The organism is Methanimicrococcus hacksteinii, assembly GCF_032714515.1.
GTDB lineage: Archaea > Halobacteriota > Methanosarcinia > Methanosarcinales > Methanosarcinaceae > Methanimicrococcus > Methanimicrococcus hacksteinii.
On sequence record NZ_JAWDKC010000022.1, the window covers coordinates 1 to 26,102 of the forward strand.

General features: G+C 42.5%; 19 protein-coding genes. 11 read left to right on the forward strand and 8 right to left on the reverse strand.

Translation table 11 applies throughout. The features are described from left to right. On the reverse strand, positions 1–612 hold a 612-nt coding region (locus MmiAt1_RS06865; RefSeq protein WP_318786149.1), incomplete at its 3' end, for a hypothetical protein. A gap of 994 nt (positions 613–1,606) precedes the next feature. Between MmiAt1_RS06865 and MmiAt1_RS06870 the strand changes: the two genes are divergently transcribed. The 3 genes from MmiAt1_RS06870 to MmiAt1_RS06880 all read left to right on the forward strand — a co-directional run bounded on the left by MmiAt1_RS06870 (position 1,607) and on the right by MmiAt1_RS06880 (position 5,856). Continuing rightward, complete coding sequence (locus MmiAt1_RS06870; RefSeq protein WP_318786150.1) at positions 1,607–2,854, forward strand: ORC1-type DNA replication protein; 1,248 nt, start codon at positions 1,607–1,609, stop codon at positions 2,852–2,854. A gap of 351 nt (positions 2,855–3,205) precedes the next feature. Further along, entirely contained in the window at positions 3,206–4,042 is an 837-nt protein-coding gene (locus tag MmiAt1_RS06875; protein WP_318786151.1) for a DUF5803 family protein, read from the forward strand. Positions 4,043–5,052: 1,010 nt separating this feature from the next. Then, on the forward strand, positions 5,053–5,856 hold the full coding sequence (locus MmiAt1_RS06880; protein ID WP_318786152.1) for an ABC transporter ATP-binding protein: 804 nt from the start codon (positions 5,053–5,055) through the stop codon (positions 5,854–5,856). Positions 5,857–6,764: 908 nt separating this feature from the next. On the opposite strand, the gene glyS is transcribed toward MmiAt1_RS06880, so the two are convergent. Further along, positions 6,765–8,558, reverse strand: a complete 1,794-nt coding sequence (gene glyS, locus MmiAt1_RS06885; protein ID WP_318786153.1) for a glycine--tRNA ligase — start codon at positions 8,556–8,558, stop codon at positions 6,765–6,767. Between the two features lie 865 nt (positions 8,559–9,423). Between glyS and MmiAt1_RS06890 the strand changes: the two genes are divergently transcribed. Both MmiAt1_RS06890 and MmiAt1_RS06895 read left to right on the forward strand, forming a co-directional pair. Beyond that, entirely contained in the window at positions 9,424–11,481 is a 2,058-nt protein-coding gene (locus MmiAt1_RS06890) for an ABC transporter ATP-binding protein (protein WP_318786154.1), read from the forward strand. Continuing rightward, a complete protein-coding gene (locus MmiAt1_RS06895; protein WP_318786155.1) occupies positions 11,482–13,299 on the forward strand; it encodes an ABC transporter ATP-binding protein in 1,818 nt (605 codons plus the stop codon). A gap of 121 nt (positions 13,300–13,420) precedes the next feature. Here the strand turns inward: MmiAt1_RS06895 and MmiAt1_RS06900 are convergent, their stop codons facing one another. After that, a complete protein-coding gene (locus MmiAt1_RS06900; RefSeq protein WP_318786156.1) occupies positions 13,421–13,603 on the reverse strand; it encodes a hypothetical protein in 183 nt (60 codons plus the stop codon). A gap of 172 nt (positions 13,604–13,775) precedes the next feature. Here MmiAt1_RS06900 and MmiAt1_RS06905 point away from each other — a divergent pair, with 172 nt between their 5' ends. From MmiAt1_RS06905 to MmiAt1_RS06920, 4 genes are all read left to right on the forward strand, one after another. Beyond that, entirely contained in the window at positions 13,776–15,086 is a 1,311-nt protein-coding gene (locus MmiAt1_RS06905) for a PDDEXK family nuclease (RefSeq protein WP_318786157.1), read from the forward strand. Positions 15,087–15,317: 231 nt separating this feature from the next. Continuing rightward, complete coding sequence (locus MmiAt1_RS06910) at positions 15,318–16,112, forward strand: 2-amino-3,7-dideoxy-D-threo-hept-6-ulosonate synthase (protein WP_318786158.1); 795 nt, start codon at positions 15,318–15,320, stop codon at positions 16,110–16,112. Positions 16,113–16,224: 112 nt separating this feature from the next. Further along, positions 16,225–16,479 (forward strand): hypothetical protein, encoded by a 255-nt coding sequence (locus MmiAt1_RS06915; protein ID WP_318786159.1) that lies wholly within the window; start codon positions 16,225–16,227, stop codon positions 16,477–16,479. Continuing rightward, a complete protein-coding gene (locus tag MmiAt1_RS06920; RefSeq protein ID WP_318786160.1) occupies positions 16,457–16,816 on the forward strand; it encodes an ASCH domain-containing protein in 360 nt (119 codons plus the stop codon). Before MmiAt1_RS06915 ends, MmiAt1_RS06920 begins: the two co-directional genes overlap by 23 nt. A 1-nt stretch (position 16,817) precedes the next feature. Here the strand turns inward: MmiAt1_RS06920 and MmiAt1_RS06925 are convergent, their stop codons facing one another. Beyond that, a complete protein-coding gene (locus tag MmiAt1_RS06925) occupies positions 16,818–17,906 on the reverse strand; it encodes a radical SAM protein (protein WP_318786161.1) in 1,089 nt (362 codons plus the stop codon). Between the two features lie 213 nt (positions 17,907–18,119). Between MmiAt1_RS06925 and MmiAt1_RS06930 the strand changes: the two genes are divergently transcribed. Beyond that, positions 18,120–19,064, forward strand: a complete 945-nt coding sequence (locus MmiAt1_RS06930; RefSeq protein ID WP_318786162.1) for a hypothetical protein — start codon at positions 18,120–18,122, stop codon at positions 19,062–19,064. Positions 19,065–19,875: 811 nt separating this feature from the next. Here the strand turns inward: MmiAt1_RS06930 and MmiAt1_RS06935 are convergent. The 3 genes from MmiAt1_RS06935 to MmiAt1_RS06945 are packed head-to-tail and all read right to left on the reverse strand — an operon-like array spanning position 19,876 to position 22,910. Then, complete coding sequence (locus MmiAt1_RS06935; protein WP_318786163.1) at positions 19,876–20,628, reverse strand: ABC transporter ATP-binding protein; 753 nt, start codon at positions 20,626–20,628, stop codon at positions 19,876–19,878. Position 20,629: 1 nt separating this feature from the next. Continuing rightward, positions 20,630–21,697 (reverse strand): FecCD family ABC transporter permease, encoded by a 1,068-nt coding sequence (locus MmiAt1_RS06940; protein WP_318786164.1) that lies wholly within the window; start codon positions 21,695–21,697, stop codon positions 20,630–20,632. Positions 21,698–21,737: 40 nt separating this feature from the next. Further along, positions 21,738–22,910, reverse strand: a complete 1,173-nt coding sequence (locus MmiAt1_RS06945; protein ID WP_318786165.1) for an iron ABC transporter substrate-binding protein — start codon at positions 22,908–22,910, stop codon at positions 21,738–21,740. Positions 22,911–23,160: 250 nt separating this feature from the next. Here MmiAt1_RS06945 and MmiAt1_RS06950 point away from each other — a divergent pair, with 250 nt between their 5' ends. Then, entirely contained in the window at positions 23,161–23,781 is a 621-nt protein-coding gene (locus MmiAt1_RS06950; protein ID WP_318786166.1) for an FmdE family protein, read from the forward strand. A gap of 314 nt (positions 23,782–24,095) precedes the next feature. Here MmiAt1_RS06950 and MmiAt1_RS06955 read toward each other — a convergent pair whose 3' ends face one another. Further along, positions 24,096–25,694, reverse strand: a complete 1,599-nt coding sequence (locus tag MmiAt1_RS06955; RefSeq protein WP_318786167.1) for a citrate/2-methylcitrate synthase — start codon at positions 25,692–25,694, stop codon at positions 24,096–24,098. Between the last annotated feature and the right edge of the window lie 408 nt (positions 25,695–26,102).

Sequence of the window (26,102 nt, forward strand, 5' to 3'; positions counted from 1 at the left end):
TCTTTGACTTGTTCTTTGACTTGTTCTTTGACTTGTTCTTTGACTTGTTCTTTGACTTGTTCTTTGACTTGTTCTTTGACTTGTTCTTTGACTTGTTCTTTGACTTGTTCTTTGACTTGTTCTTTGACTTGTTCTTTGACTTGTTCTTTGACTTGTTCTTTGAACTGTTCTTTGAACTGTTCTTTGAACTGTTCTTTGACTTGTTCTTTGAACTGTTCTTTGACTTGTTCTTTGACTTGTTCTTTGAACTGTTCTTTGACTTGTTCTTTGAACTGTTCTTTGACTTGTTCTTTGAACTGTTCTTTGACTTGTTCTTTGAACTGTTCTTTGAACTGTTCTTTGAACTGTTCTTTGACTTGTTCTTTGAACTGTTCTTTGACTTGTTCTTTGAACTGTTCTTTGACTTGTTCTTTGAACTGTTCTTTGACTTGTTCTTTGAACTGTTCTTTGACTTGTTCTTTGACTTGTTCTTTGAACTGTTCTTTGACTTGTTCTTTGAACTGTTCTTTGAACTGTTCTTTGACTTGTTCTTTGAACTGTTCTTTGACTTGTTCTTTGAACTGTTCTTTGAACTGTTCTTTGAACTGTTCTTTGAACTGTTCTTTGAATCATTCTTGAATTATTTTTAACAAATCTGTTTCAAAAATCAAAAACCGGTCAAAATTGAATCTTTTTGCAAACGGAATTTAGAAAGTATAATCAAAAAACGTAACATTTCTACATATAAAAATTTATTCGTTATACTGAAAATATTGTGTTTTAATGAACTTATTTAGTTATTTAAAAAATTATTAGCTATATAAAACACTAATTGCTCATTGGTATTTTCAATTGAAATTGTATTCTTTTTTACAGAAAATTATTTTTTGAAAAATTATTTTTTCCAAAGGAAATCTTATTTTCAAGATCCTTTGTTTCCGATGAACCTTAAAACTGTTTAAAAAGAATCTTTTGAATGTGTTTTTCATTCGAAACATCCGTCTCTTTTTTCAGTATTTGTAAACCATGCTCAAAACAAAAATATATATTCGATTCATCTCTTGATGTTGTTTTTCCATAGGAAATAAAGGGGTGTTAATCCCATAAGTTTTAATACCTTTACTTCTCTTGGATATCTTACACAAAATTTCGGATTGGGTCTCAAATGAACCCGCCCGAAAAAGCATTTAAAATTCATTTAACTTCATAACTTTCAATGTGCCACGAGCCGAAAATAAATCAAATTAAAGTTTAAGAATCTGCGCCTTTTGCATCCGTGTGATTGAAATCAAAATCTTGATTTTAAAAATTTCAAAATATTGACCTGCATCGGAAAAGCACCTTCAAAAACGTTTTTGCAGATTCTTTTAATGTCTTTAATCATGGTTTATTCGTATTTCATCGGAATCTGTCGGAAATAACCGTTTTTTCGATGTTTTTCGGCTGCCAATAACGGAAAATAAGTCAGTCCGCTTTTTCACACATCAGCGGCTCATCGATTTTTCAAAACAGGCCGCGGTTTTTCGCGGAAAATTTTGATCCGTTTGCGGTCAAAAAGAAAAACGGCTAACAATACAGCTGAATTTTTCGGTTGGTGTTGATCGGTTTCACAGGAGAATTAAACGATATGACAAGCTCCCTCAACAAATTATTTGAACGCTTGCTTGAAAATGAATCCATTTTCAAGGACAAGGAAGTTCTGAGACATTCATACACGCCTGATGTTTTGGTTCACCGCGACGAGCAAACGGAAGAATTGGCGACAATTCTTGTGTCTGCGCTGCGCGGCGAAACGCCGTCAAACATTCTCATTTACGGCAAAACGGGTACCGGAAAAACAGCGGTGACGCGGTACGTCGGCAAAGAACTTGAAAATATGAGTGAAAAAATGGGCGTGAAATGTTCCGTCATTTATGTCAATTGCGAAGTGATTGACACGCAATACAGACTTCTGGCAAATCTGGCCCGTCATTTCGGCGAAGACATCCCGATGACCGGCTGGCCGACTGACCAGGTTTTTCAGAAATTTAAAGAAGCACTTGACACTAAAGAGCAGGTTCTCATCGTGATTTTAGATGAAATCGACAAGCTTGTCAAGAAAGGCGATGACGTTCTTTACAATTTATCCCGTATCAATTCCAGTTTGAAACAGGCGCGTGTCAGCATTATCGGCGTTTCAAACGACTTGAAATTTACGGATTTCTTAGACCCGCGTGTGAAAAGCTCGCTCGGCGAAGAAGAAATCATTTACCCGCCGTACGATGCCGACCAAATCAGAGACATTCTTTACCAGCGCGCAGAAATGGCGTACACTGAAAATGCTCTGGACGGCTCCGTGATTCCGCTTTGCGCCGCATTGGCCGCTCAGGAACACGGCGATGCCCGGCGCGCGCTTGACCTGCTGCGCGTCTCAGGCGAAATTGCCGAGCGCCGCGAAGAAAAAATCGTTACGGAAATTCATGTCCGCGTCGCGCAGGACAAGATTGAGGTGGACCGCGTTGTCGAAGTTGTCCGAACACTGCCGACACAGTCAAAACTGGTTTTGTTCAGCATTGTCACGCTCAACATCAGCGCCCAAAATCAGAATCTGTCGCCGCAAAGCATTACGACGGGCGAAGTGTACAACATTTACAGAAAACTCTGCAAAGCGATTGACATGGACGTTTTAACACAGCGCCGCGTCACCGACTTGATGTCCGAGCTGGATATGCTCGGTATTATCAATGCCGTTGTCGTCAGCAAAGGCCGCTACGGCCGAACAAAAGAAATTTCTCTTTCCGTTCCGGTCAAAAACACATACGAAGTCCTTTTGGAAGATTACAAATTAACGCCGCTTCAAAACTATACGCAAAATGTTAAAATCGGATATTTCTGATTTTGACGCCGTATTTTTTGCGTCATTGCCTTGCATAATTGTATTGCATAATTGCATTGCATTGTGTAATTGCATTGCATTGTGTAATTGCATTGTATTGTGTAATTGCATTGTATTGTGTATTGCATTGCGCAAATTTAATCAAATTCCAATCTGATTTCAATCAATTTTAATCAAATTCCAATTTGATTTCAATCCAATTTAAAACGGCTTTGTCGTCTTAATCGATGAAAGCGTGCAATTTTTTTGCACCTTCATCTCACCTTTTTTAAAAAAATTAAAAAAACAAACATTTTTATGAATCGAGTCCTATTCTCACATATGAAAAAAGGTTATTTTCCGTTTCTTCTTATGTTTTTAATTCTCATCGCCGTTTCTTTGAGCGGATGCTTAACGGCGCTGACGGGAGAACAAAACAGCGCGGCAGAAGCGGAAGATATTGCCGGTGTTTTGGAAATTTATGAATTGAATGTTTTTATTCCGACGGTCAAAGGCGCGGAAAAAGTCGTTGATTCGGGAACTTATTTTGTTTCAAACACGCCGGCGACAAAGGTCGTTCTTTTTGTGAACAATCAAAATGAAATTTCTCTTCTCCGCGACTCGGGATTGCTGTCTTTTGACGCGCCCGTATTTGAACACATTTATTTCATAACGGCAGAAAACACGGAAAATACGGAAAATACGGAAGATTTTTCCGCAACGCCTGAAGGAATCAAAGCACTTATTGAAAATCCTGTTTTGACGGATGTTTCTTATACGCTGAAAGATGCAAAAAATTCACCGACTTTAAAACTTGAAGAAAACTTTACCGGCGTTTTGGTTTACACTTTTATTCCCCAGTCGGGCGGAACTTCAGTTTTGATCAATGACAAAGCTGACGCCGTTCAAGTTATTCTGCCGGAAGGAATGACAACCGGAAACAGAATCATCGGAAAAGCGTCGCCGAATCCGGACTCGGCTGAAACAGACGGCGAAGGCCGGAATGTTTTAAAATGGAACAATCCGATCGGAAACATCAGCGTCAAATATTACAGCGAAAAAGCGCCGTTATATCTGATTATTGCATTTTCCGCATTGATTGCGGCAATCGCTCTGGTTTATCTTTGGTACAGATATCAGATTAAAAAGCTGCATAAAATCACGGAATTAATCGACGACGAAACATCGGGCTTTCGAAAGCAGAATTAAACGGTGAATTTTAATTTCTATTTTTGGCATTGCTATTCAAATATAGATAATTCTCCATTTCGTTTCAAATTCTGATTTTGTCCGTCGCTTCGCGCCGCCCGAAATTCGTCATTTGGAGCGGGGTTTGCTGTATTTGTTTCAAATCCAAACATCGGTTTTTCGAATTTCCGGCAAACCCGAACTCCCGATAAACCCCGAAAAACAAAAAAACATTCTGAAAGCAGTTCAAGCAAAAAACGGAGTTCGTATTTTGAAAATTGAAAAAAACGATGTTTATTTTGTGTTGAAATGAATTGAAAAACCGGAACAACCACCTCCAACGACGAGTTTCGCGAGCGAAGCGAGTGAAAGGAGGCGTTGGAGATTCATCCCGTGAATTCAACGAAAAATGCAAAACGTGGGAATAAACTGGAAAAAACGGATTGCTTTTTCTTTAAATTTTTCTTTTTTTTTGAAAACCTCTCCAAATTCCGATTTCGTTCGCCGCTTCGCGCCGCCCGAAATTCGTCATTTGGAGTGGGGTTTGCTGTATTTGTTTCAAATCCAAACATCGGTTTTTCGAATTTTCGGCAAACCCGAACTCCCGATAAACCCCGAAAAACAAATCCAAAAAATAAAATCAAAAAAGTCAAGAAAAAAACGGCGTTCGGTTTTTCGTGAACTTTTAAAAAACGATGTTTGAAGATTATAATGAAATTTATAGAAAAGGATAAACGATTTTCAAAATAAAGCAGAACGAGTAAAAAAAACAAATAAAAAAGACATCGCTACCCAATGTAACAATGCTCTATTTTTCGTTTTGTTTTTCTTTCCATTTTTCTTTCCGTTTTTACTCCTGTTCTTGTTTTTATTCTTTTTAAAAAAGGCGAATCCGATTTTTCAATCTTTTCCGGAATTTGTGCGGCTCGCGCGCGGACATCGGCAAAATTCGGCAGCATGAGTCTCAAAAATGAAAGATGACATCATTTTTTGGAAAACTTAATAACCGTTCAACTCTACATGCATTTATCATGACAGAAAAACAGGAGAATGTTCCGCTTCTTGATTTTGCCGATATTACGGTGGTTAAAGACGGCCGTTTGATTTTGGATCATATTTCAATTCGCGTCGAGGCCGAGGAGAGCATCGCCATTATCGGTCCGAATGGTTCGGGCAAATCTTCTTTGATTAAAGTCATGACGCGCGAATATTATCCGGTTGCCGGCGTTCCCGATCTTCGTATGAACATCATGGGCGAAGAGATGTGGAATATCTTTGATCTGCGCAAACGATTGGGCATTATTACAACCGACCTTCAGTACGCCTGCATTCGGGACAACACGGTCCTTGAGACGGTCATTTCGGGCTATTTTTCAAGCATCGGCATTTACGATGATTTCTTCGATGTCACGATTGAAATGAAAGCGATGGCGCATGAAGTTTTGAAATTTTTGGGCATTCATCATCTGGCGAATCAGAAAATGACAAAAATTTCCTCCGGCGAAGCCCGGAAAACACTGATTGCCCGCGCGCTCGTTCACGATCCGAAAGCGCTTGTCCTGGACGAGCCGACCAACAGCCTGGACATGAAATCAATCGACCAGTTCCGAAAAACAGTCAGCGCCGTTGCCGCTGCCGGCAAAAATATTGTTCTTGTCACCCACGATTTATCGGATATTATTCCCGAAATCAAACGCGTGGTTCTCATCAAAGACGGCAAAATATTTGCCGACGGCAAAAAAGAAGACATCCTCACCGATGAAAACCTCACCGCGCTCTTTGATATTCCCGTTAAAGTTCAAAAACACGGCGAATATTACGCCGCATTCTGCTGAATTTTGACGGCAAACGGCATTATTTTACTTTTATTTTTATTTTTTTAAATTTAAGAATTTCAAACCTTAAATGTTTCAATTTTAAAAATCTAAATTGCAGATTTTCAATTTTGCAGATTTTCAATTTTGCGAATTTCGAATTAACAATTTTTAATTTCTGCCATGAATTTTTTGAATTTGAAGGTTTGACTTCCGGCCGGATTTTTAATTTTTGCCGAAAAAAGCATGTTTGCTTCAAAAGTGAAAAGAATGAAAAAAAGAAAGGAGAAAGAAGCCCGTTTATTTCAACGGGCTGCTGTCAGACTTTGACGGGGATATTTCTTTTGAACAAATTGGTTTGTTTTTGAACGGAGGTTTCGTTTTTCAATTCTGTTGCTTTTTTCAATATATGGCGTATCGAAATTTTAGAAAATATATACAGAGGGCTCAAAAGTAAATCAAATTAATTTGAGTTATTTCATATGTACGTTTGAATCCTATATATACTTTTTTATTTTAATAATCGACATCAATAAGCGTGTTATTCATTGAAGCATCATGTTTTTAAAAGTTCGATAAAATCAAAAAATCAATCAAATTTGTATAAACCTAAAATTAATTTAAAATAAATTTATTTTCAGAATTTTTACCGGGTTAAACAATATTATTTGAATCAATGCCAAAAGACTTCATGATTTCAATTCAAAAATCAAAAGTATTAAAAATCGAAATATAAGAAATTAAATAAGACAAAGAAGAACGAAGCCGAAAATAAAAAACGAAACAGAAAATAAAAAGAGCAAAATAGAAAATAAAAAGAGTGAAACAGAAAATAAAAAGAACGCAGCAGGAAATAAAAAAGAATCATGAAACGAAAAAAACGAGAACAAAATCAAAAAGAAAAATAAAACAAAAGACAAAAAAAATAATCAGCGGGAAACAATTTCCCCGCTTTCTTCAAATGTTTTTTCGCCTGCAAGCAATCCTTTTAAAGTTGAAACCAACGCGGCGGCAGGCACAAGAATCTGCTTCATCGTGTCTCTGTCGCGAATCGTCACAGGCATTGTTTCTTTTTCAATCGTATCAAAGTCAATTGTCACCGAAAACGGAATACCGATTTCATCGTTTCTTCTGTAACGCTTGCCGATTGTTCCCGATTCGTCGTAGTCCGACAAAATGCCGGCGGCAATGATTTCATTGAATAATTTTTTGGCGGCGGCGGATAATTCCGGCTTTCCCATCAAAGGATGAACGGCCGCCTGATACGGCGCAATCGCGTTTTTAAATCTCATGACAACGCGGCCTTCTTCTTTTTCATCGCCCTCGTCATCAGAAACGACTGCATCCGCAGTGATTTCTTCTTCATCATAGGCGTGTTCCATCACGCAATAAGTGATTCTGTCAATGCCGTAAGACGGTTCAATGACGTGCGGAACAATGGTTTTGCCTGAAATCTTAACGCTTTCTTCACCGAACGCGATCAAATTTTTCGGCACGGTAAAGTTTTCGCCGTCAACCGTTACGGTAATTTCATCGCCGGCGTTTTGAATCGCTTCGGCGCTGAGCTCTTTAAGCGCGTCGCCGACAGCTTTTGCTTTCCCCTTGAACAACGGCCCCAGCTTTCCCATGTCAGGTTTGACAACGAATTTCGTTTCAATCACGGGTTCGGGATATTCAATGTAAACGGAAAGCTCAACCTTGCTCTGTTTCGCGTGCGCGGACAAGTCATAATCCGTGCGGTCGGCAATACCGACAACTTCCACCCAGCCGAAGCGGTCCGTTTTCACTTCCGCATCCCAGCAGTCGACAGCGTAGTGCGCCATCTCATCGCTCAAATGCTGGCGGAAACGCAAGTCCTCGGGCGCGATGCCGACACTGATCAAGAAATCATTGGTCAGCGCCACATAATAAGCCAAAAATTCGTGTGCGACAGTGCCGTCGGCAACCGCTTCGCCGACCGTTTTCTGAATCGTCTTTCCGGCTTCATCGGCCTGCTGCGCCTGCGGATAAAGCGTGAGCGTCATGTCTTTGTATTTGTCAAAATTCGGATGCGTTTTAATATCCGGATCCACAAAAATTTCACATTCGGCCTGCGTGAATTCACGAAGTCTTAAAACGCCCTGGCGCGGCGAAATTTCATTCCTGTAAGATTTGCCGATCTGAACAGCGCCGAACGGCAGCTTTTCACGGTAAAAGCGTGACAAGCGCTGGAAATCAACAAACATGCCCTGCGCGGTTTCCGGCCTCAAATAACCCGGGCGGCCCGTTCCCGGACCGATTTTGGTTTGAAACATCAGATTGAATTCAAAAGATTTGCCGAGCTTGCAGCCGCATTCCGGACAGACAATGTTGTGCGCGACAATCATTTCGTCCAATTGGTCCGTGCTGAGCGCGCCGACGCCTTCGATTCCGAGCGCTTCAATCAAATGATCGGCACGGAAAGACTGGCCGCAGTCGGCACATTCCGTCAGCGGATCGGAAAAGCCGCCGACGTGACCCGACGCCACAAAAATATCTTCAATACCGATGGTCGGCGCTTCGATTTCCATATACCCTTCGTTCAAAACATAAAAATCGCGCCAAAGGTTTTCGACTTTTCTTTTGACCGTACAGCCGAGCGGCCCGTAATCAAAAAAGCCGGCAGCGCCGCCGTAAAGTTCGAAAGAGTTCCATAAAAAGCCGCGGCGTTTGGCAAGATCCATTACTTTGTCATATTTATCCATTCAGTTGCCTCTGATAATGATCATAAAATAATTTGAAATTAAATTTTCAATCAAGATTGTATTGAAAAGAATTGATACGATTTAAATTTTACAATAAGATTTGACAAAAGTCCGCCGAATTTTATTTTTTCCAAACGGTGACGTTTGTTTCGAATGCTTCGCCTGTCTCAAATGATTCGCCCGCCCCGCGCGAGCCGCACAAACTTCAAAAATGAATTCAAATCCGACCTCATACGACTGAAAATTAACAAACGCGTATGCTTATTTATTTATTCATTCACTGTTCATTCACTTATTCATTCATTTATTCATTCACTTATTCATTCATTTATTCATTCACTTATTCATTCATTTATTCATTCACTTATTCATTCGCTTATTCATTATCCGTTTATTTCAAATCCGGAGAATCAAAAAGGCATTTAATTTCGTTTAACCGAAATATATTTATCTCATCAAACTTATTTCCAACTGACGAAAACAGAAGATTTGAATTGCTGATTCAATTTAAATTTTTAATCAGGCAAATTTTCAATCACATTGCAGCCCGTTTATCTTTTTAAACGGGCTGTCCTTATTTTTCAAGTTTTTCAAAAACGATCTTTGGTTAATTGTTATTTCCGCATGATTGCGGCATTGTCATTGCAATATTGCTGTTGCAATATTGTTACTGCCGTATTGTCATTGCGGGTTGTCACTGCCGTTTGGTTACTGCCGCAGTATTGTTGTCTTCATTTTGTGCCGGCGCATTTGAAAATGTTTTCTGCGCGGCAAATGACGGGAAATATTCACGGCCGGCTGTTTTAAACAGCCGTTTCGTACAGATTTGCAAATTCCTAAACAATTCAAATACAGGAGATGTTTCATGTCTCAAACCGATGAAAATTATTATGAAAACAGAAATTCACTTTTCCAAAAAAATGAAAGTGAAAAATTCAAACAGGACGCGAATGCCGTTAAACGCGGCCGGTCAAGGCTGTTTGAAATCACCTTTTACAAAAAAGGATACATGTTCGCATCCGCAATACTTTCAATTATCAGCGTCGCCGCTTCTTTCATTCCTTATATTCTTCTTTATTTAATTCTCAAAGAAATTCTGCCGCATCTTTCCGATCCCGGCAGCATTGACGCGTCGCTGCTGATGATGTACATCGTATACATCATCGCAGCCGTCATAATCACATTGGTGACAATGTTCGGCGCTTTAATGTGTTCGCACTTAGCCGCTTTTCAAACGCTTTACCATCTTAAAATCGAATTCGCGTCAAAACTCGCCTCGCTTCCGCTCGGTTACTTCAATCAAAACGCCACCGGAAAACTCAGAAAAGTCATGGATGACAACATCGAAAGCATCGAACTTTTTATCGCGCACCATTTTCCGGATCTTGTGGGGTCGTTTGCCGCGCCCGTTATTTTAGTCCTTCTGCTTTTGTATTTCGACTGGCGCGTCGGCTTTGTTTGTTTAATTCCGATTGCTCTTGCCTACGTTATCCAAGCCGTTTCATTCGGCGGCAAAAACAAAGTCATGTTTTTAAAAACATATCAGGACGCGCTGGAAGACATGAATTCATCCGCCGTTGAATATGTCCGCGGCATTTCCGTGATTAAAATTTTCAACCAAACGGTCTACTCATTCAAAAAATTCCACACGTCCATCATGAATTACACCGAATTCTGCATCAAATACACATACATGTGCCGCGCTCCGATGACCGCGTTTGTCACCATTTTAAACAACATTTCATTTTTCATCATTCCCATCGGCATCTGGTGGGTCACGCGGACAACGGATTACACCGCATTCGCTTTGACATTTATTTTCTATCTCATCTTCTCGGCATCCGTTGTTTCCCCGTTTATGAAATTGATGTATGTCAGCAACAAAGGAGACGTTATTCTTGACGGCATCGGCCGCATGGACGAAACATTCAATACGCCTTCCGTCCGGGAGCCCGTTTCCCCCGCCGATCCGAAAGCCGTTGCCGGCAGAAGCATTCGTTTCGCAAATGTTTCTTTTTCCTACACGGAAGACAACGAACACAAAGCCCTTTCCGATGTCAGCTTCAAAGCCGAGGAAGGACAAATTACCGCGCTTGTCGGCCGTTCGGGCAGCGGTAAAAGCACGATTGCTCATCTGATTCCGCGCTTTTGGGATGTCGACAGCGGTGCCGTTTACGTCGGCGACACGGACATCCGCGATTTGAAAACGGATGACCTGATGGATATGGTCAGTTTCGTGTTCCAGGATGTTTTTCTCTTCAAGCAAAGCGTTAAAGACAATATTTTGGTCGGAAAACAGAATGCTGCAGATGAGGAAGTTTACGCGGCGGCCCGCGCGGCGCAGTGCGACGATTTTATTCGGAAGCTGCCGAACGGTTACGATACAATTGTTGATTCCAAAGGCATTCACCTCTCCGGCGGCGAGCGCCAAAGGATTGCGATTGCGCGCGCGATTTTAAAAGATTCGCCAGTCATCGTTTTAGATGAGGCGACCGCTTTTGCCGACCCCGAAAACGAATACAAGATTCAGGAAGCCTTTAAAGAATTGGTGAAAGAAAAAACCGTCATCATGATCGCGCACCGCCTGCCGACAATCCGGACCGCGCATCAAATCATCGTCATGGATGAAGGAAAAATCGCCGAAAGCGGCACCCACGATGCGCTGATTCAAAAGAACGGTGTTTACAAAAAAATGTGGGAAGCGTATGATTCGACACTCTCGTGGCGCATTTCTCAAAACAGCGATTTGAAAAGCGATTCAAGAAATTCAAATGATTCAAACGGTTCAGACGATTCAAATGGTTCAGACGATTCAAAAAATTCAAATGATTCAAACGGCTCAAAAAATTCAAACGATGTCCGGAAAAATATTCCAAAAAATGTTCAGAAAACGGATGTTTCCGCACAAGGAGGCGCGGTTTAAATGTCGCACAATAACAGCAGTAAAAATACGGCCGCAAATGACGAATTCGGAGATCTTTTCGGAAAGGATGATTCAAGCGGCTTGATGGTTTTTCGGATTAAAAATTATCTTTCGGAAAAAGGATACAGCGATTTGAAAAAAGCGATTCTTGCCGTCGTTATCACAAATCTCTGCCTTTTCATTCCTGCAATTTCGGTTTCTGTTTTTGTTTTCGAATTGCTTAAACCGTTTACGGGATCTGTTATTGATCCGGGAAGACTTTGGATTTCTTTCGGTATCGCGCTTGCCGGCATCATTTTAACGGCGGTGTCATACGCCAACGAATACAACAAATGCTATGTCAGCGCTTACACCGAAGTCGGCAACGTGCGGACAGAACTTGCCGAACGCCTTCGAAAATTGCCGCTGAGCTTCTTTAACCGCAAAGATCTCACGGATTTGACGACGACAATTATGGCCGACTGCACGCGCATGGAATCCGCGCTATCGCATCTTGTGCCCGAGCTTTTCGGCCAGATCATATCCATTACAATTGTTATGATTATGCTGATTGTTTACGACTGGCGGATGGGCATTGCAGCTTTCATTACGTTTCCGATTGCCTTGTTCCTGATTTATTTGTCCAAAAATCTGCAGACAAAATATGACAAACGGCTGCACAAAAGCAAATTGGACGCCGCCGATAAAACGCAGGAATATCTGGAAGGCATGAAAGTCATCAAGTCGTTCAAATTGGGCGGCGGCAAGTTCGAAGCGCTTGAAAAGTCTTTGAAAAACCTGATGAAGAATTCGTTTTCGCTGGAATTTATCGTCGGTGTTGTGACCGTCGGCATTTCTCTTTTCCTTCAGATGGGATTGCCGATTACCGTTGCGGTCGGCGTTTATTTGTTCCTCGGCGGAACACTTGAAATCTTCCCGCTTTTGCTTTTCTTAATCGTCGCGTCCCGGATTTACGGACCGCTGACAACTGTTTTGACATTGATCAGCGAATATTTCTTCCTGGAACCGTCGCTGAAAAGGCTGGCAGCGCTTCGGAATGAGCCGCTGATGGAAGGCAGCAAATCCGTTCCGATTCAAAATTACGGTATTGAATTCCAAAACGTCATGTTCAGCTACAACAAGGAAAACGCAATCAAAGGCATCACAATGCAGATTCCGGAAGGCAAAGTCACGGCGCTCGTCGGCCCGTCCGGCAGCGGAAAAAGCACGATTTCCAAACTGATCGCCCGCTTCTGGGACACGACCGCCGGAACAATTTCAATCGGCGGAACGGACATCAAAACCGTCGACCCCGAACATTTGATGGAATACATGTCTTTTGTTTTCCAGGATGTTGTTTTATTCGACGACACCGTTTTCAATAACATCAAACTCGGCCGCCATGACGCAGCGGATGAAGAAGTATATGCGGCCGCCAAAGCCGCGCGCTGCGATTCTTTCGTTAACAAAATGCCCGGCGGTTATCAAACGGTGATTGGCGAAAACGGCAGCCGCCTGTCGGGCGGTGAACGTCAGCGCATTTCAATTGCCAGAGCTTTGCTGAAAAACGCCCCGGTTGTTTTGCTGGATGAAGCAACAGCATCTTTAGATCCCGAAAACGAAGGCGAAGTTCAAAAAGCGCTTTCCGAATTGATTTCTTCCAAAACGGTCGTTGTCATCGCCCACAGATTGAGAACGGTCACAAACGCCGATAAAATCGTTGTTTTGGATGACGGAAGAATCGTTGAAGAAGGAACACACGACGAATTGATTCAAAAAGACGGGCTGTACAAAAAAATGTACGGCATTCAGCAAAAAAGCATGGACTGGAGTATTTAACTCCGTCCTTTTCTTTTTTTATTTTTTGTTTTCAAAAACGAGGGACATTTTTCATCAATTTTTTTAATTTTTCTTTTTCTTTTTTGTTTTCAAAAACGGCGGATCGGTTTTCATCATTTTTTTAAAAAAATTTGTGCGGCTCGCGCGGCGCAGCAGCAGGGGCGGCAGCAGCAGGGGCGGCAGCAGCAGGGGCGGCAGCAGCAGGGGCGGCAGCAGCAGGGGCGGCAGCAGCAGGGGCGGCAGCGCCTCCGTTCGCGAAGCGAACGGCTGCTTTAAAAATGAACAGAGGCAATCTGCAGCGCAAACAGAAATGCCGGCGCAACGCGGTCAAGCAGCAGTAATGACTTTGATGACATTGATAATTTTGCAAGTTTTGACATATGTTTTTTAAATATAGCCGATTTTATAGAATATCGGAATCAAGTTGAAAAATTGAAAACGAATTGAAAACGAATTGAAAAAAGGACCGCAGCTTCATGAAAAATATCGAACATCTTTACCTTCTCATCGGAACAAATCCGCTTTCCAATTATGTCGTCGCCGATTATTTTTTGAAAAACGCGGTCGGTTTAAAGACGATTCATTTGATTCATTCCGCGGACGATTCGGAAAACAATATCCAAGGGACAGGGCTTTTCGCTTCTCATTTGAAATCCGTTTTGAAAAAAAATGAAAACAAAAATGCAGAAGATATTCAAATTATTCAAATTTTCCTGCACGAAATCCGCATCAAAGACGCTTTTTCAATTCATGCGGATCTTAAAAATATGCTTCTGCAGTCGAAAAGCAACGATTTGAAGAATGTTCATTTGGATTATTCGGGCGGCACAAAGGAAATGTCGCTTCACGCGTATGAAACATTTAAAGAGATTTTCGGCGAAGCCGTGACCTTTTCTTATTTTGATTCTCGGAGAAACCGCCTCAAAGAAGACTCGGACGCGCATGAGCCGATTGCTTCGATTTTTCTCGGCAATCAGGTTGAAATCGGATTCGAAGACCTTTTCGAACTTCACGGATATCGGGCGATTCCCGAAGAAGAAGACAGCGGCGGCTTTTCCGCCGAGTTTTTCAAAGACTTTTTGGAAATCATTACAAATCCCGACAATTTCTGCAAATATCTGAAATGGCGCAAACATTTCTACGATGTTTATCCCGATCCCGGAAAAGTTATTCCTGTTCACGGTAAAAACAAACTGAGCGATTTGCTGCCCGAAGATCCCGAATTTTCGGCGCTTCTCAAAAAAACGCTTTTTTTGAAAATTCTTGAAGACAAACCCGAATATTCCCTGATCGAAAAAAGAAACGGCGATTATTATCTGAGAACGGAAGTCAGCAACAAACAAATGGACAAACTGATCGAAACACGAAAATACATCACCGGCAAATGGTTTGAACAGTACGTTTACAGCGTTTTAAAAGAAAATCTGTTTGACAAAGGCATTGTTTCAAGCATCGATCTCAACATTTTGGTTCAAACCGCATCCAAAAAATTTGAAATCGACGTCGCTTTGATTAAAGGATACGAATTGTGCGGCATTTCGTGTACGACCGACAAAACGCAGAGTTTGTGCAAATCCAAAGGCTTTGAAATCCTTCATCGGACAAAACAAATTGCGGGAGACAGTTCAAAAGCCGTTTTGGTGACATTTATGAACGAAACGCACACCGCCGAAACGGATGCCGACCTCAGCGAAATTTTAGAAGACAGAATCCTTGTTTTCGGAATGAACGATTTATTCCCTCAGGAAGAATTCTGCCGCAAAGTCGCGGATTTCCTGTCTTTCTGAAAAATCGGTTTGTTTTTTGTTTTCCTTTCTTTTCATTTTCTTTTTTGTTTTTCCTTTCTTTTCATTTTCTTTTTTGTTTTTTCTTTCTTTTCGTTTTCTTTTTTGTTTTTTCTTTCTTTTCGTTTTCTTTTTTCTGTTTTTTGCTTTCTCTTAGAAGCTTTAAATATAAACAGAAATATCTAAAAATTGTTACAATTATTAAAAAACATTAACAGAAAAGGAAATTTAATCATGAGCATGATCGGAAAATCTATTCGTATGGAGCGTTTTATCAAAAGAGATACGGGACGAACGATTATTGCGCCGATGGATCACGGTGTCGGTGTCGGCCCGATCCAAGGCCTGACAAATCTGCCGGACGCGGTCGATAAAGTTGCCCGCGGCGGCGCAAATGCCGTGCTCGGTCACATGGGTCTTGCCAAACACGGCCACCGAAAATACGGCAATGATGTCGGTTTGATCATTCATCTGTCCGCTTCAACATCAATCGGCCCGAATTCCAATCACAAAGTGCTGGTGACAACCGTTGAAGAAGCCATTAAAGTCGGCGCCGACGCGGTTTCCATTCACGTCAACATCGGCGCGGAAGACGAACCGGAAATGCTGGCAGGTTTCGGCTACGTCGCACAAAAATGCGACGAATGGGGCATGCCGCTCTTGGCGATGGTTTACCCGCGCGGCCCGAAAATTACATCCGAATTCGGAAAAGACGTGGTGGCACACGCAGCGCGCCTGGCGGCCGAACTCGGCGCGGACATTGTCAAAACAAATTATACCGGCGACATTGATTCTTTCCGCGAAGTTGTTAAAGGAACACCGATTCCGGTCATCATCGCAGGCGGCCCGCACATGGAGTCCGAATTGGATCTTTTGCAGATGATTGCAGATTCGCTTGAAGCCGGCGGCAAAGGCGTTGCAATCGGCAGAAACGTTTTCCAGTCCGAAGATCCGACAAGAACGACCAAAAGAATCAGCGCGGTTGTTCACGGCGGCTTTTCGGCAGAAGAAGCTTTTAAAATTGAGTAAATGAAGAATTTCTTCTTTATTTAATTTTTTCGTTTTTGAAAAAAACGCAAGGTTTATACTTCGGCCGCCCCAATTCGTTTTAACTCATTAAATAATTAATTGAGGTGTTAAAATGTGGCCGGCAACAAAACAATACACGCCAATGGATTTATTGAAGATTTTTGAACAAAATAAAACGGTTATTATGCTGGAAATGGTGTACAACGGCTATTTCGGGCAAGGCCACAATATTATTTATAAAGATTTGAAGGATAACGGTTTGTTTTCTGATTATCCTTACAGTATTGTTTACACAAAAGAGGATTTTATTAAAATTTTAGAAATGGGCGATGTCGATGTGCAAAATGTTATTATCAATCAATCCTGAACATGTTGATAAAATTATGACCGGAGAAAAAAAATTTGAATTCCGGAAAGTCCGTTGTCGTTCAGATGTTGATAAAATTGTAATTTATGCGACATCGCCAATTATGCAGGTTGTTGGCGAAGTCGATATATTAGACATCATTGAAGACAGACCGGATGAGGTTTGGAATCAAACTTCTGCTTACGCAGGAATCAGCCGAAAATTCTATGATGATTATTATAAAGGAAAAGAAAAAGCGGTTGCTTATAAGCTGGGTAACGTGAATAAATATGAAAAATCCGCAAATTTGGCGGATTTCGGAATTCATTCGGCTCCCCAATCTTTTATTTATTTATGATTTAATCGTCTCTTCCCGGAACCATATCGCATCCCGAACAAAGCGAACACATCGTTTCGGACTTTTCCGGATGCAAATCGTATTTTTCAGAAATTCTTTTTTGCATTTCAAACAGTTTCAGCAGACGTTCTTTGGAAGGACGCTTCATGAAACATTCTCCTTTTCGAAGCGCGTTTTCATAAATCGGACGAATGCAGGCAATGACGCCGATTTCGGCGAGTTTTTCAACCGTTTGTTCAGCACTTTCATCAGTTTCGCCGAGGCCGACGATTAAATTGCTGTAAACATTCCCGCGGCCGAAAAGGGAAACGGCTTCTTCGAGTTCCGCAAAAACATCGGTTTTGGAAAGGCCGGGACAGACATCCTTGAAAATTTCAGGGTCGGCCACTTCAATATTGTATTTGACTTCCGAAACGCCGGCATCTTTCAGTTTTTTAGAACCGCCGGACACCGCGTAAATGGAAATGCCGATCGGAACATTGTATTTTTTCAGCTCGGGCATGAGTTCCAAAACGCGTTCCAGTTCGCCTTCTGGTGTTTTTTCAACGCCGGACGTGATTGAAATCGCCTTCATCGGTCCTTTTTCAAAAGCGTTCCGGACAATTTTCAAGCTTTCTTCTTTTGTTTTTGTGTGCCCCTGAAGAATCGGAACGGAACAGAATTTGCAGTCGTAAATACATTTTTCGGACAGATTGATGTAAGCCTGATCGGGACAATGCGCCAACACGGGCTCGATTTTTCCGGTTGCAATGAGTTTCTCGAATGATTTTTCCGATGAATCCGGCGAGCTTTCCGTTGAACCCGACGCGTTTTCAGATGATTCCGATGAATTTTCTGCCAAATAAATGCCGATTTCATCCGATTCCGGTAATTTCCGAATTTTCAGCGGCGCATTTTGATCGATGTTTAACCGAACACGCCGGCCGCCGGAATTGATAAAAACAGAGCCTGAGCTTCCGGCACTCGGTCCGGCCGTTGATTTTAATGTCGGTAATATCAGTTTATGATCTTCGACATCCGCAGATCCGACGGAAAGCAGCAGCGCTTTAATTTCGGCTGTCATCGGAATTTGGTTTTCTTTTTGTGACATAAGTCTTTTCCGTTTTTCGTTTGAATCCGTTTGCAGACAATCTAAAATTTTTTTCTGCAAATGCCATAAAATTTATATAAAATATCACTTTAGTGGTTTATTGTAAACCGATTTACTAAAATGGGTTTACATTCGGCTGTAAATCCGGATCGGCGGGCGAACGCCAATCCGGTATTTGCTTTAAATAAACAAACATTAAAGGATAGATGAATAATGAATATAAAATATTTGCTCGGGTCGTTTTTGATCCTGCTTGTTGCCGCATCGGCGATAACTCCGGCACTCGGCGCAGGCAACGTTCAAAACCATTCGAATGCTAAATTTATGACTCTCAGCATTTCAGACGACGAACAATCGAAAGGAATGTTCGGCGTCGGGAATGTACACTTTGAACATTTTGAACTTTCCGACGAAGAAGGCAGAACCATCACAATCGGCGCACACTTCGACGGTTTGGAAGATGTCAAATTTGTGAAAGTTTCACTCAGCGAATATGATCCTGATGAAATGAAACTTTTAGACGAAATGAATGCGGAAGAAAGAGAAGCTTACTTCCTTGCCCGATACAAAGAACATTTGGACATTGAAGTCGAAGCCGGCAATTTAACGCAGGAAGAAGCCGATCAGATGTATGCCGAACGCGAAACCGGCGAAAACGTCCATGTCAGCCTCTTTGCAAGCAGTTCAAATCTGACAGTTTTGACAGAAGAAGAGCTTGAAGCTTTGAAGAACATGACTGAAGATGAAAAGGAAGCTTTCTTTTTGGAACAGTTCAAGCAGAGCCTTTCTGAAGCCGTCGCATCCGGCAGTTTAACACAGGAAGATGCCGATCAAATGCTGGAAGCCCGTGAAAGCGGCACGTTCAGCGGATTTGTTGCCTGCAGTGACGGCGGTGCAATTTCCGTTAAGATGAGAGCCCCGCTTTCCGAAGAAGAACTTTCAGCCCTTCAGGATATGACGGCGGATGACAAGAAGGATTTTTTCCTGTCTCAAATCAAAGCCAATTTAGACGCTGACGTTGCAGCCGGCCGCCTGACTCAGGAAGAAGCCGACGAAATTTACGCTCACCATCAGTCAGGGTCTGAAGGTTACACGAAAAGCCGCATGTTTCATACGACAGCTTCTTTCAGAACAAATGAGGCGGTAATTGCTGAATAATTTTTTAAAAATTCACATAAAATCCCGCACAACTCTATGAAAGAAAAATATCATCCCATATGAAACGAAACATATAAATACAATAAAATACTTGAGTTCATTGTAAACCAAATTGCAAAAAAAGGTTTACAATGAACGGACGAAGATAACGTTTTTTCGAAAAATACGAAAGGCGATCGTCTGCAAAACGAAACCACCTGTAAAAGCAAACCATTTGAAAAACGACCAAACAAAAAAAGTGAAACAGATAAAAACGTGCAAGCAAATCGATTGTTGTGTGAAATCGATCGATCTTGTTTGATCCCGGTTTCGGCAGTTTCCAAAATTTCGGAAGTCTGCCGGAGACCGGAATCAAGCCCCGCTTGATTTCGTGTAAAAAGCATACATTTCAGTTTATCACCACCAAAATAAACTGATAAAATAGTAAACCCCACCCCTGTAACCAATCAAAAACAAATCAAAACCAATCAAAAACAAAGAACGAAATAAACCAAAACCCTAATAAACCAACCCCGTAAGAAAGGCGGCATGTGAAAATTGATTCACATGTCGCCTTTTTTCTTATACCGTTTATGTTTTTTCCATGCGGTTCGATGTTTTTGATTTTGTAATTCTCATTTCTCTTATTATTGAATTTTTAATGATTGGTTTTTTAATGATTGATTTTTTTTAAAAATTAATTTTTCACAAAGTACAGACTTTTTTGTAAACATTTTAAAATCGTTTCGGTTTACGGTTTTGAAGCAAAAAACGATTGGCAAAAGCTCTTTGTAAACATTTTGAAACGAATCGAATTGACGATTCAAAAAAATTATTCCGGAATGACATACGGTATGTCTTTGAAATATTCGATGTGAACTTTGACGCCGTAGATGTTTTCAATAATTTCGGGCGTCACGCCGCGCGCGCCGCAGGCGTCGTGAATGATTCCGTCTTTCATAAAAACGAATTTGTCGGCGAAGCGAAGCGCCAAATTCAAGTCGTGCATCGTCAGAACAGTCGCTGTTTGATGCCCTTCTGTCACGTTTCGGATGATTTTTAAAATTTCAAGCTGGTTGTGCAGATCCAGACTGCTGGTCGGCTCGTCCAATAAAAGAACGCTCGGCTCCTGCGCAATCGCCCGACAGATGCAAACTTTTTGAAGTTCCCCGCCGCTCATTTCATCAATCCGCCGAAGCTGCATGTCTTCCAGTTCAAAACGTTTGAGTGCGGCATCCACGATTTTGTAATCTTTTTCGCTGACCGTCAGGCCGATATGCGGCTTTCTGCCGAGCAGGACGGCGTCAAAAACCGTTGTTCTTGAAACTTCGTTGCGCTGAGAAACGTAGCCGATGTTCTGCGCGACTTCCTGTTTGGAAAGCTTTGACAAATCACTGCCGTCTACCATTACGGCGCCGGCCGTCGGCTTTAAAATCAAGTCCATGCATTTCAAAAGCGTGCTTTTGCCGACACCGTTGGGGCCCATGATTGCTAAAATTTCGCCCCGGCTCACGCCGAGTTCAATTCCGTTTAAAACTTTCCGGCTCCGGTAATCGAAATGAACGTCATTGACATTGAGAATCATTTTATTTTCCCCTCACAATCAAGTATAAGAAAATCGGCGCGCCCAAAAAGGACGTAATAATCGCAACCGGCAACACGTGCGGTGAAATCATTGTCCGCGCGATTGTATCGGAGACAAGAAGCAAAAGCGCGCCGCAAACGGCGGTTCCGATGATTAAAAAACGCTGATCGTCTCCGATGAGGCGGCGCATAATATGCGGGCAGACCAGACCGACAAAGCCGATGACGCCTAAAAACGAGACGATAACGGCGCTGATGAGAGAGGCAGCCGTCATGCCGACCAAACGGAGGCGGAAAACATTCACGCCCAAACTTTTTGCCGTTTCATCGCCCGCATCCATCGCATTGAAGTCCCAGCGTTTCCAAACGAAATAAAAGAAGCAAATCAAAACAACAAGGCCGATGATGATAATTTCAGGCATTCCCGCGCGGGCAACATCGCCGAATTGCCAGAAAACGATTGCCGCAACTTTTGTTTCGTCCACAAAATACTGAATCGCGGCAAGTCCGGCAACGGCAAGTGAATTCAGCGCAACGCCGGCAAGCACCATGACTTCGGGCGTTGCCGAACGAATTTTAGCAATAATTAAAATAATTCCAGATGCCAGCATGCTGAACAGGAATGCGCAGGCGGTGACAAGATACGGGTTGTTGACGGTAATGGCGTCGGCCATATTGTTTCCGGTCGTTCCGAGTCCGAAAAGGAGAATGCCGACAGCCGCGCCGAACGCCGCCGCATTGGAGAGGCCGAGCGTGTAAGGCGATGCCAGCGGATTTTTCAAAACAGACTGCATGGCAGCGCCGGCAACGGCCAGGCCTGCGCCCGCAATAATTGCCGTTACAATCTGCGGAATGCGGATGTTCCAAATAACGCGGTCAAACAGTCCCGAACCGCCGGGGCCTGACAGAAGCGTTAAAATCACATCCGGAATCGGAATACTGACTGAGCCGACAGAGACGGCAAAGAGCGCGAAAAGAACTAAAAAAAGAAACATGCCGGCAATGGCGCCGATTTTTTTGGCGACATATTTTTTGTAGCCGGCGGGTTTTGTTCCGTCTTCCAAATGCATTTTACTCCCTCATTTTCAAAATTGCCGTTTTAAGAGCGTTTCAGATTTGCGTTAAATCCACTTTCGCATAAGACAAGCCGTCGGCATTTTTCTGAATCTGATCAAAAACCGGCGCGCCGACAATAAATATGTAAATCTCGTCGGCTTTTTCGGCCGGATCCACATCGGCGAATTGTTCGGGGTAAAGGATTTTGCCGACATAATAACAGTTGGCAAGCGCTGTTTCGTGGTTGACGCCCATGGATGTGTGCGGGTTGACGGCGTAAATCTCGCCGGTTTTCGCGGCGGTCAGGCTTTTGTAAGACGGATCATTTTTCAATTCAAAAAATGCGCCGCCGCCGGCAGCGGTTGCCGTTTCAACATCGACAAAAATGATGTCGGGATCCCATTCCAAAATGATTTCTTTTGAAACAAGCGCGTATCCCGTGCTCGGACCGCTGAGCGGAACGCCGGCGGCAACATTGTCGGCCTTCAAAATTTCAAAGGGCATGTAAATCGGGTTCGTGCCGTTTAAACCGTGCGGACCGTTGTAAGCAACGCCGCCGACAAAAACGGTTTTATCGGATGCGGGAATATTTTTGATTCTGTTTTCCAAGTCGGCCGTTGTATTTTCAAAAAAGCCGATGATTTCTTTGGCGCGCTGTTCTTTGTGAAGAATTTTGCCGAGCATGAGAAGCGTTTCATCGATCTCTTCTTTTTCCGTGATGTAGTTGCCGCTGAAGAATAAGACCACGGGAACGCCGGTTTTAGCCTGAATTTGATCGGCTGCGGCGATATCGTTTGAAGAAGTTGCGGAATAGAATAAAACATCCGGATTTGCGGCCAGCAATTTTTCGGCGTCAACAATGCCTTTGCTTGTGCCGAGCAGCGGCTTTTCTTTAATTTCGGGATGTGCCAATGCGTACGGCCGTTTGTCTTTGGGCATTAAATTGGAACTGTTATCCTGATAATCTACGGCGGTGACACGGTCAACAACGTTCAGATAAACAAAATATCTCATGGAACCCGAGCCGCTGACGGCAATCTTTTCGGGATTGTCCGGGACTTCAACGGTTCGGCCGAACGCATCCGTAATGGTTATCGTTTCCTTATCGGATGAATTGTCCGAATTTCCGAGACATCCGGAAAACGGAAGACAGATCATCATTAAAATTAAAAACAAAGCCAAAATACCGGTTGTTTTGAAAGCACAATTTCGCTTGGAATTTTTCATTTTTTCCCCTCTCTGTTCTGCAGTCTTTTTTGTTTTACAGTTTTATAAATATTTTATAAAAATTTTATAAAATTTGTTTATAATTTCTTACATAATTTTAAAATTTTAACACACTCGTCAAATTATTTTACTATATTTAATACTTATTCTGATGAAATTTTATATTTAAAAATTCGATTCAAACAAGTGAAACGGCTTCAGATTCTTTTTTTCAATATGTTTAAATAGGTGAGCGTATTATTTTTTTGTTATGTCAGCAGATCCGATTTTAAAAGAGATTTCCGAACGTTCTTATGATGATGCCGTTGCTTTTCACGGTCATTCCTGCGGCGGGCTTGCGCTCGGCTACGTTGCCGCGCTTTACGCGCGTGAACTGCTGGATTTGAATTATTCGGAAGACGAAGAAGCCGTTGTCATCACCGAAACCGATTCCTGTACCGTGGACTCGATTCAAACGATTCTCGGAACAACGGCCGGAAAAGGCAATCTGATTGTCAACAATTGGGGCAAAACCGCTTTTACTTTTTACAACCGGAACAGCGGCAAAGCTGTTCGATTAATCATGCGTCCCGATTTCTTCAAACCGAATCCGGAAATGGACGAACTGCGCAAAAAAGTCATGTCCGATACGGCAACCGAAGAAGAATCGGCCCGCTATCACGAACTTTCCGACCAACGCGTCAATGATATTTTATCAACAGCCGGAAATCAGATTTACGACGTGAAAGAACCGCAGCAGCCGGCTCCCGAAAAAGCGAAAATTTTTGACAATATCATCTGCCCGATTTGCGGGGAATCTGTCGGTGTCGCGCGCTGTGTCGAAGCCGGCGGACAGAAAATCTGTCAATTCTGCGCCCGAAATCAAAAATAATTTTTCCGGCGTTTTCAAATTTTTCAAAAACAATCTTTGCGTTTGTTCAAATTCTTCAAAAATATTTTTTCGTATTTGTTCAAATTCTTCAAAAATATTTTTTTGTGTTTGTTCAAATTCTTCAAAAATAATTTTTCGTATTTGTTCAAACTCTTCAAAAACAAAATTTCTTTTTTTCAATTTTTTTAAATTTTGCCCGTCCGTGCGCAGGCAGAAGCACGGGATTTTCAATCCGAACACAGCTGCCGCTGTTCAAATAATAATGTTTGAATAAGAAAATAAAAAGCAAAATAAAAAAGAATCAAACAGGAAAATTATTCCTGTTTTTCAATTTCCGTTTCAGCGCAGAATTCTTCAAAAATAATTTCCGTTCCGGCCGTTGCCCGGTCTTTGAGCGGAATGTATGCCTGACGCTCGCCCACGGCGTTGTAGGCGGGGCGAATGATTTTGCCGGAGTTGATGAGCTCTTCTAAGCGGTGCGCGCTCCAGCCGGTGATTCTGCTCATTGCAAAAATCGGCGTGTAAAGCTGCATCGGAAGATCCAGCATGCTGTAAACAAAACCGCTGTAAAAGTCGATGTTTGCGGAAACGCCTTTGTAAATGCGTTTTTCCTGGCCGATAATTTCGGGCGCTAAACGCTCGACCATTGCGTAAAGTTTGAATTCTTCTTCGCGGCCTTTTTCAATCGACAAGTTTTCAACGAATTTCTTGAAAATGTCGGCGCGCGGGTCGTTTAATGAATAAACGGCGTGCCCGATTCCGTAAATCAAACCGGCGTTGTCGAAAGCTTCTTTGTTCAGGAGTTTTCTGAGATAGCCGCCGACTTCTTCTTCGTTGGTCCAGTCGCTGATATTGGCTTTCATATCCTCGAACATTTTGACGACTTTGATGTTTGCGCCGCCGTGTTTGGGGCCTTTCAGACTGCCGAGGGCGGCAGCGATTGCCGAATAAGTGTCTGTTCCAGAGGAGCTGACGACGCGGCAGGTAAATGTCGAGTTGTTGCCGCCGCCGTGTTCGGCATGGAGAACCAATGTCAAATCCAAAAGGCGGGCTTCGAGCTCAGTGTATTTGGTGTCCGGGCGAAGCATATAAAGAATGTTTTCGGCAGCCGAGAGTTCGAGCTGCGGACTGTGGATAACTAAGCTGTTGCCGTCGTACTTGTGTCCGTATGCCTGGTAACCGTAAACGGCCAGCATCGGGAACAAAGCAATCAACTGTAAAGACTGGCGAAGAACGTTTTCAACGGATGTGTCATCCGGATTTTCGTCATAAGAGTAAAGTGTTAAAACGCCGCGCGCAAGCGTGTTCATCATTTCGTTGCTCGGGGCTTTTAAAATGACGTCCCGGACAAAGTTTTCCGGCAGCGTGCGGTAGCAGCCGAGAAGTGTTTTGAACTCTTCTAATTGAGATTCGGTCGGCAGCGTTCCGAATAATAATAAATATGTGACCTCTTCAAAACCGAAACGTTTTTCGGAAACAAATCCGCCGACAAGTTCATTGATGTCGATGCCGCGGTAGAACAGGCGGCCTTTTTTGTGTTCGGTTTCGCCCTTTGCGGGACGGCCGGATTGGACGTCGCTGATTTCTGTCAGGCCGGTGAGAACACCGTTGCCGTCGGCATCGCGAAGTCCGCGGTTAACATTATATTTGTTGAAAAGCTCGGGATCAATCGGACCGTTTTCTTCGCAGCGTTTCGCCAGTTTTTCAACAACGGCTTTCTGTTCGGCTGCGAGTTCATCTTTCGTTTTTTCAATAATTTCTTCTTCAATTTCAATTTCGACAGATTCTTCTGCAGTATCCGCACTCCCCTCGGCGGAAGCACCGCTGTCTGCCGTGTCGGCATCCATTGTTTTTGCCATGCCCAAATCTTCGAGACTGAGCGTCATTTCGGTGCTTTTAATTACATCTTCCATATTGTGCCCTCCTGCTTTTTTAGTTTTGATAAGTGCCTCAGATATTAAGTTATGGTTTGAATTTGAAAAAATGAAAAATTTGAGTTAAATTTTACATCAGAATTTCAATCTGAAACATCAAAAATGAGCTGAATCATTTTACGCAATAAAAGGTCGGATTTCAAACTTAATAGGTTCTCATCAGATAAAACTCTTTTTCGTCAACCATTTATATACTTATCTGAAATTGTCGAACATTGTCGAACCGTTCATCTTATATAGAAGTTCTATCAATTTTAAGCTGTAATTTTTCCGTGAATTGTCCGAAAACCGTGTTTCTGCATATCGTTTTCGGCAAAGGATGGACAGATGTCGGGAGCGGCTTTAAGCCCGAGAAGCACATCTGTTCGGGAATGTCAAAGCAATTTC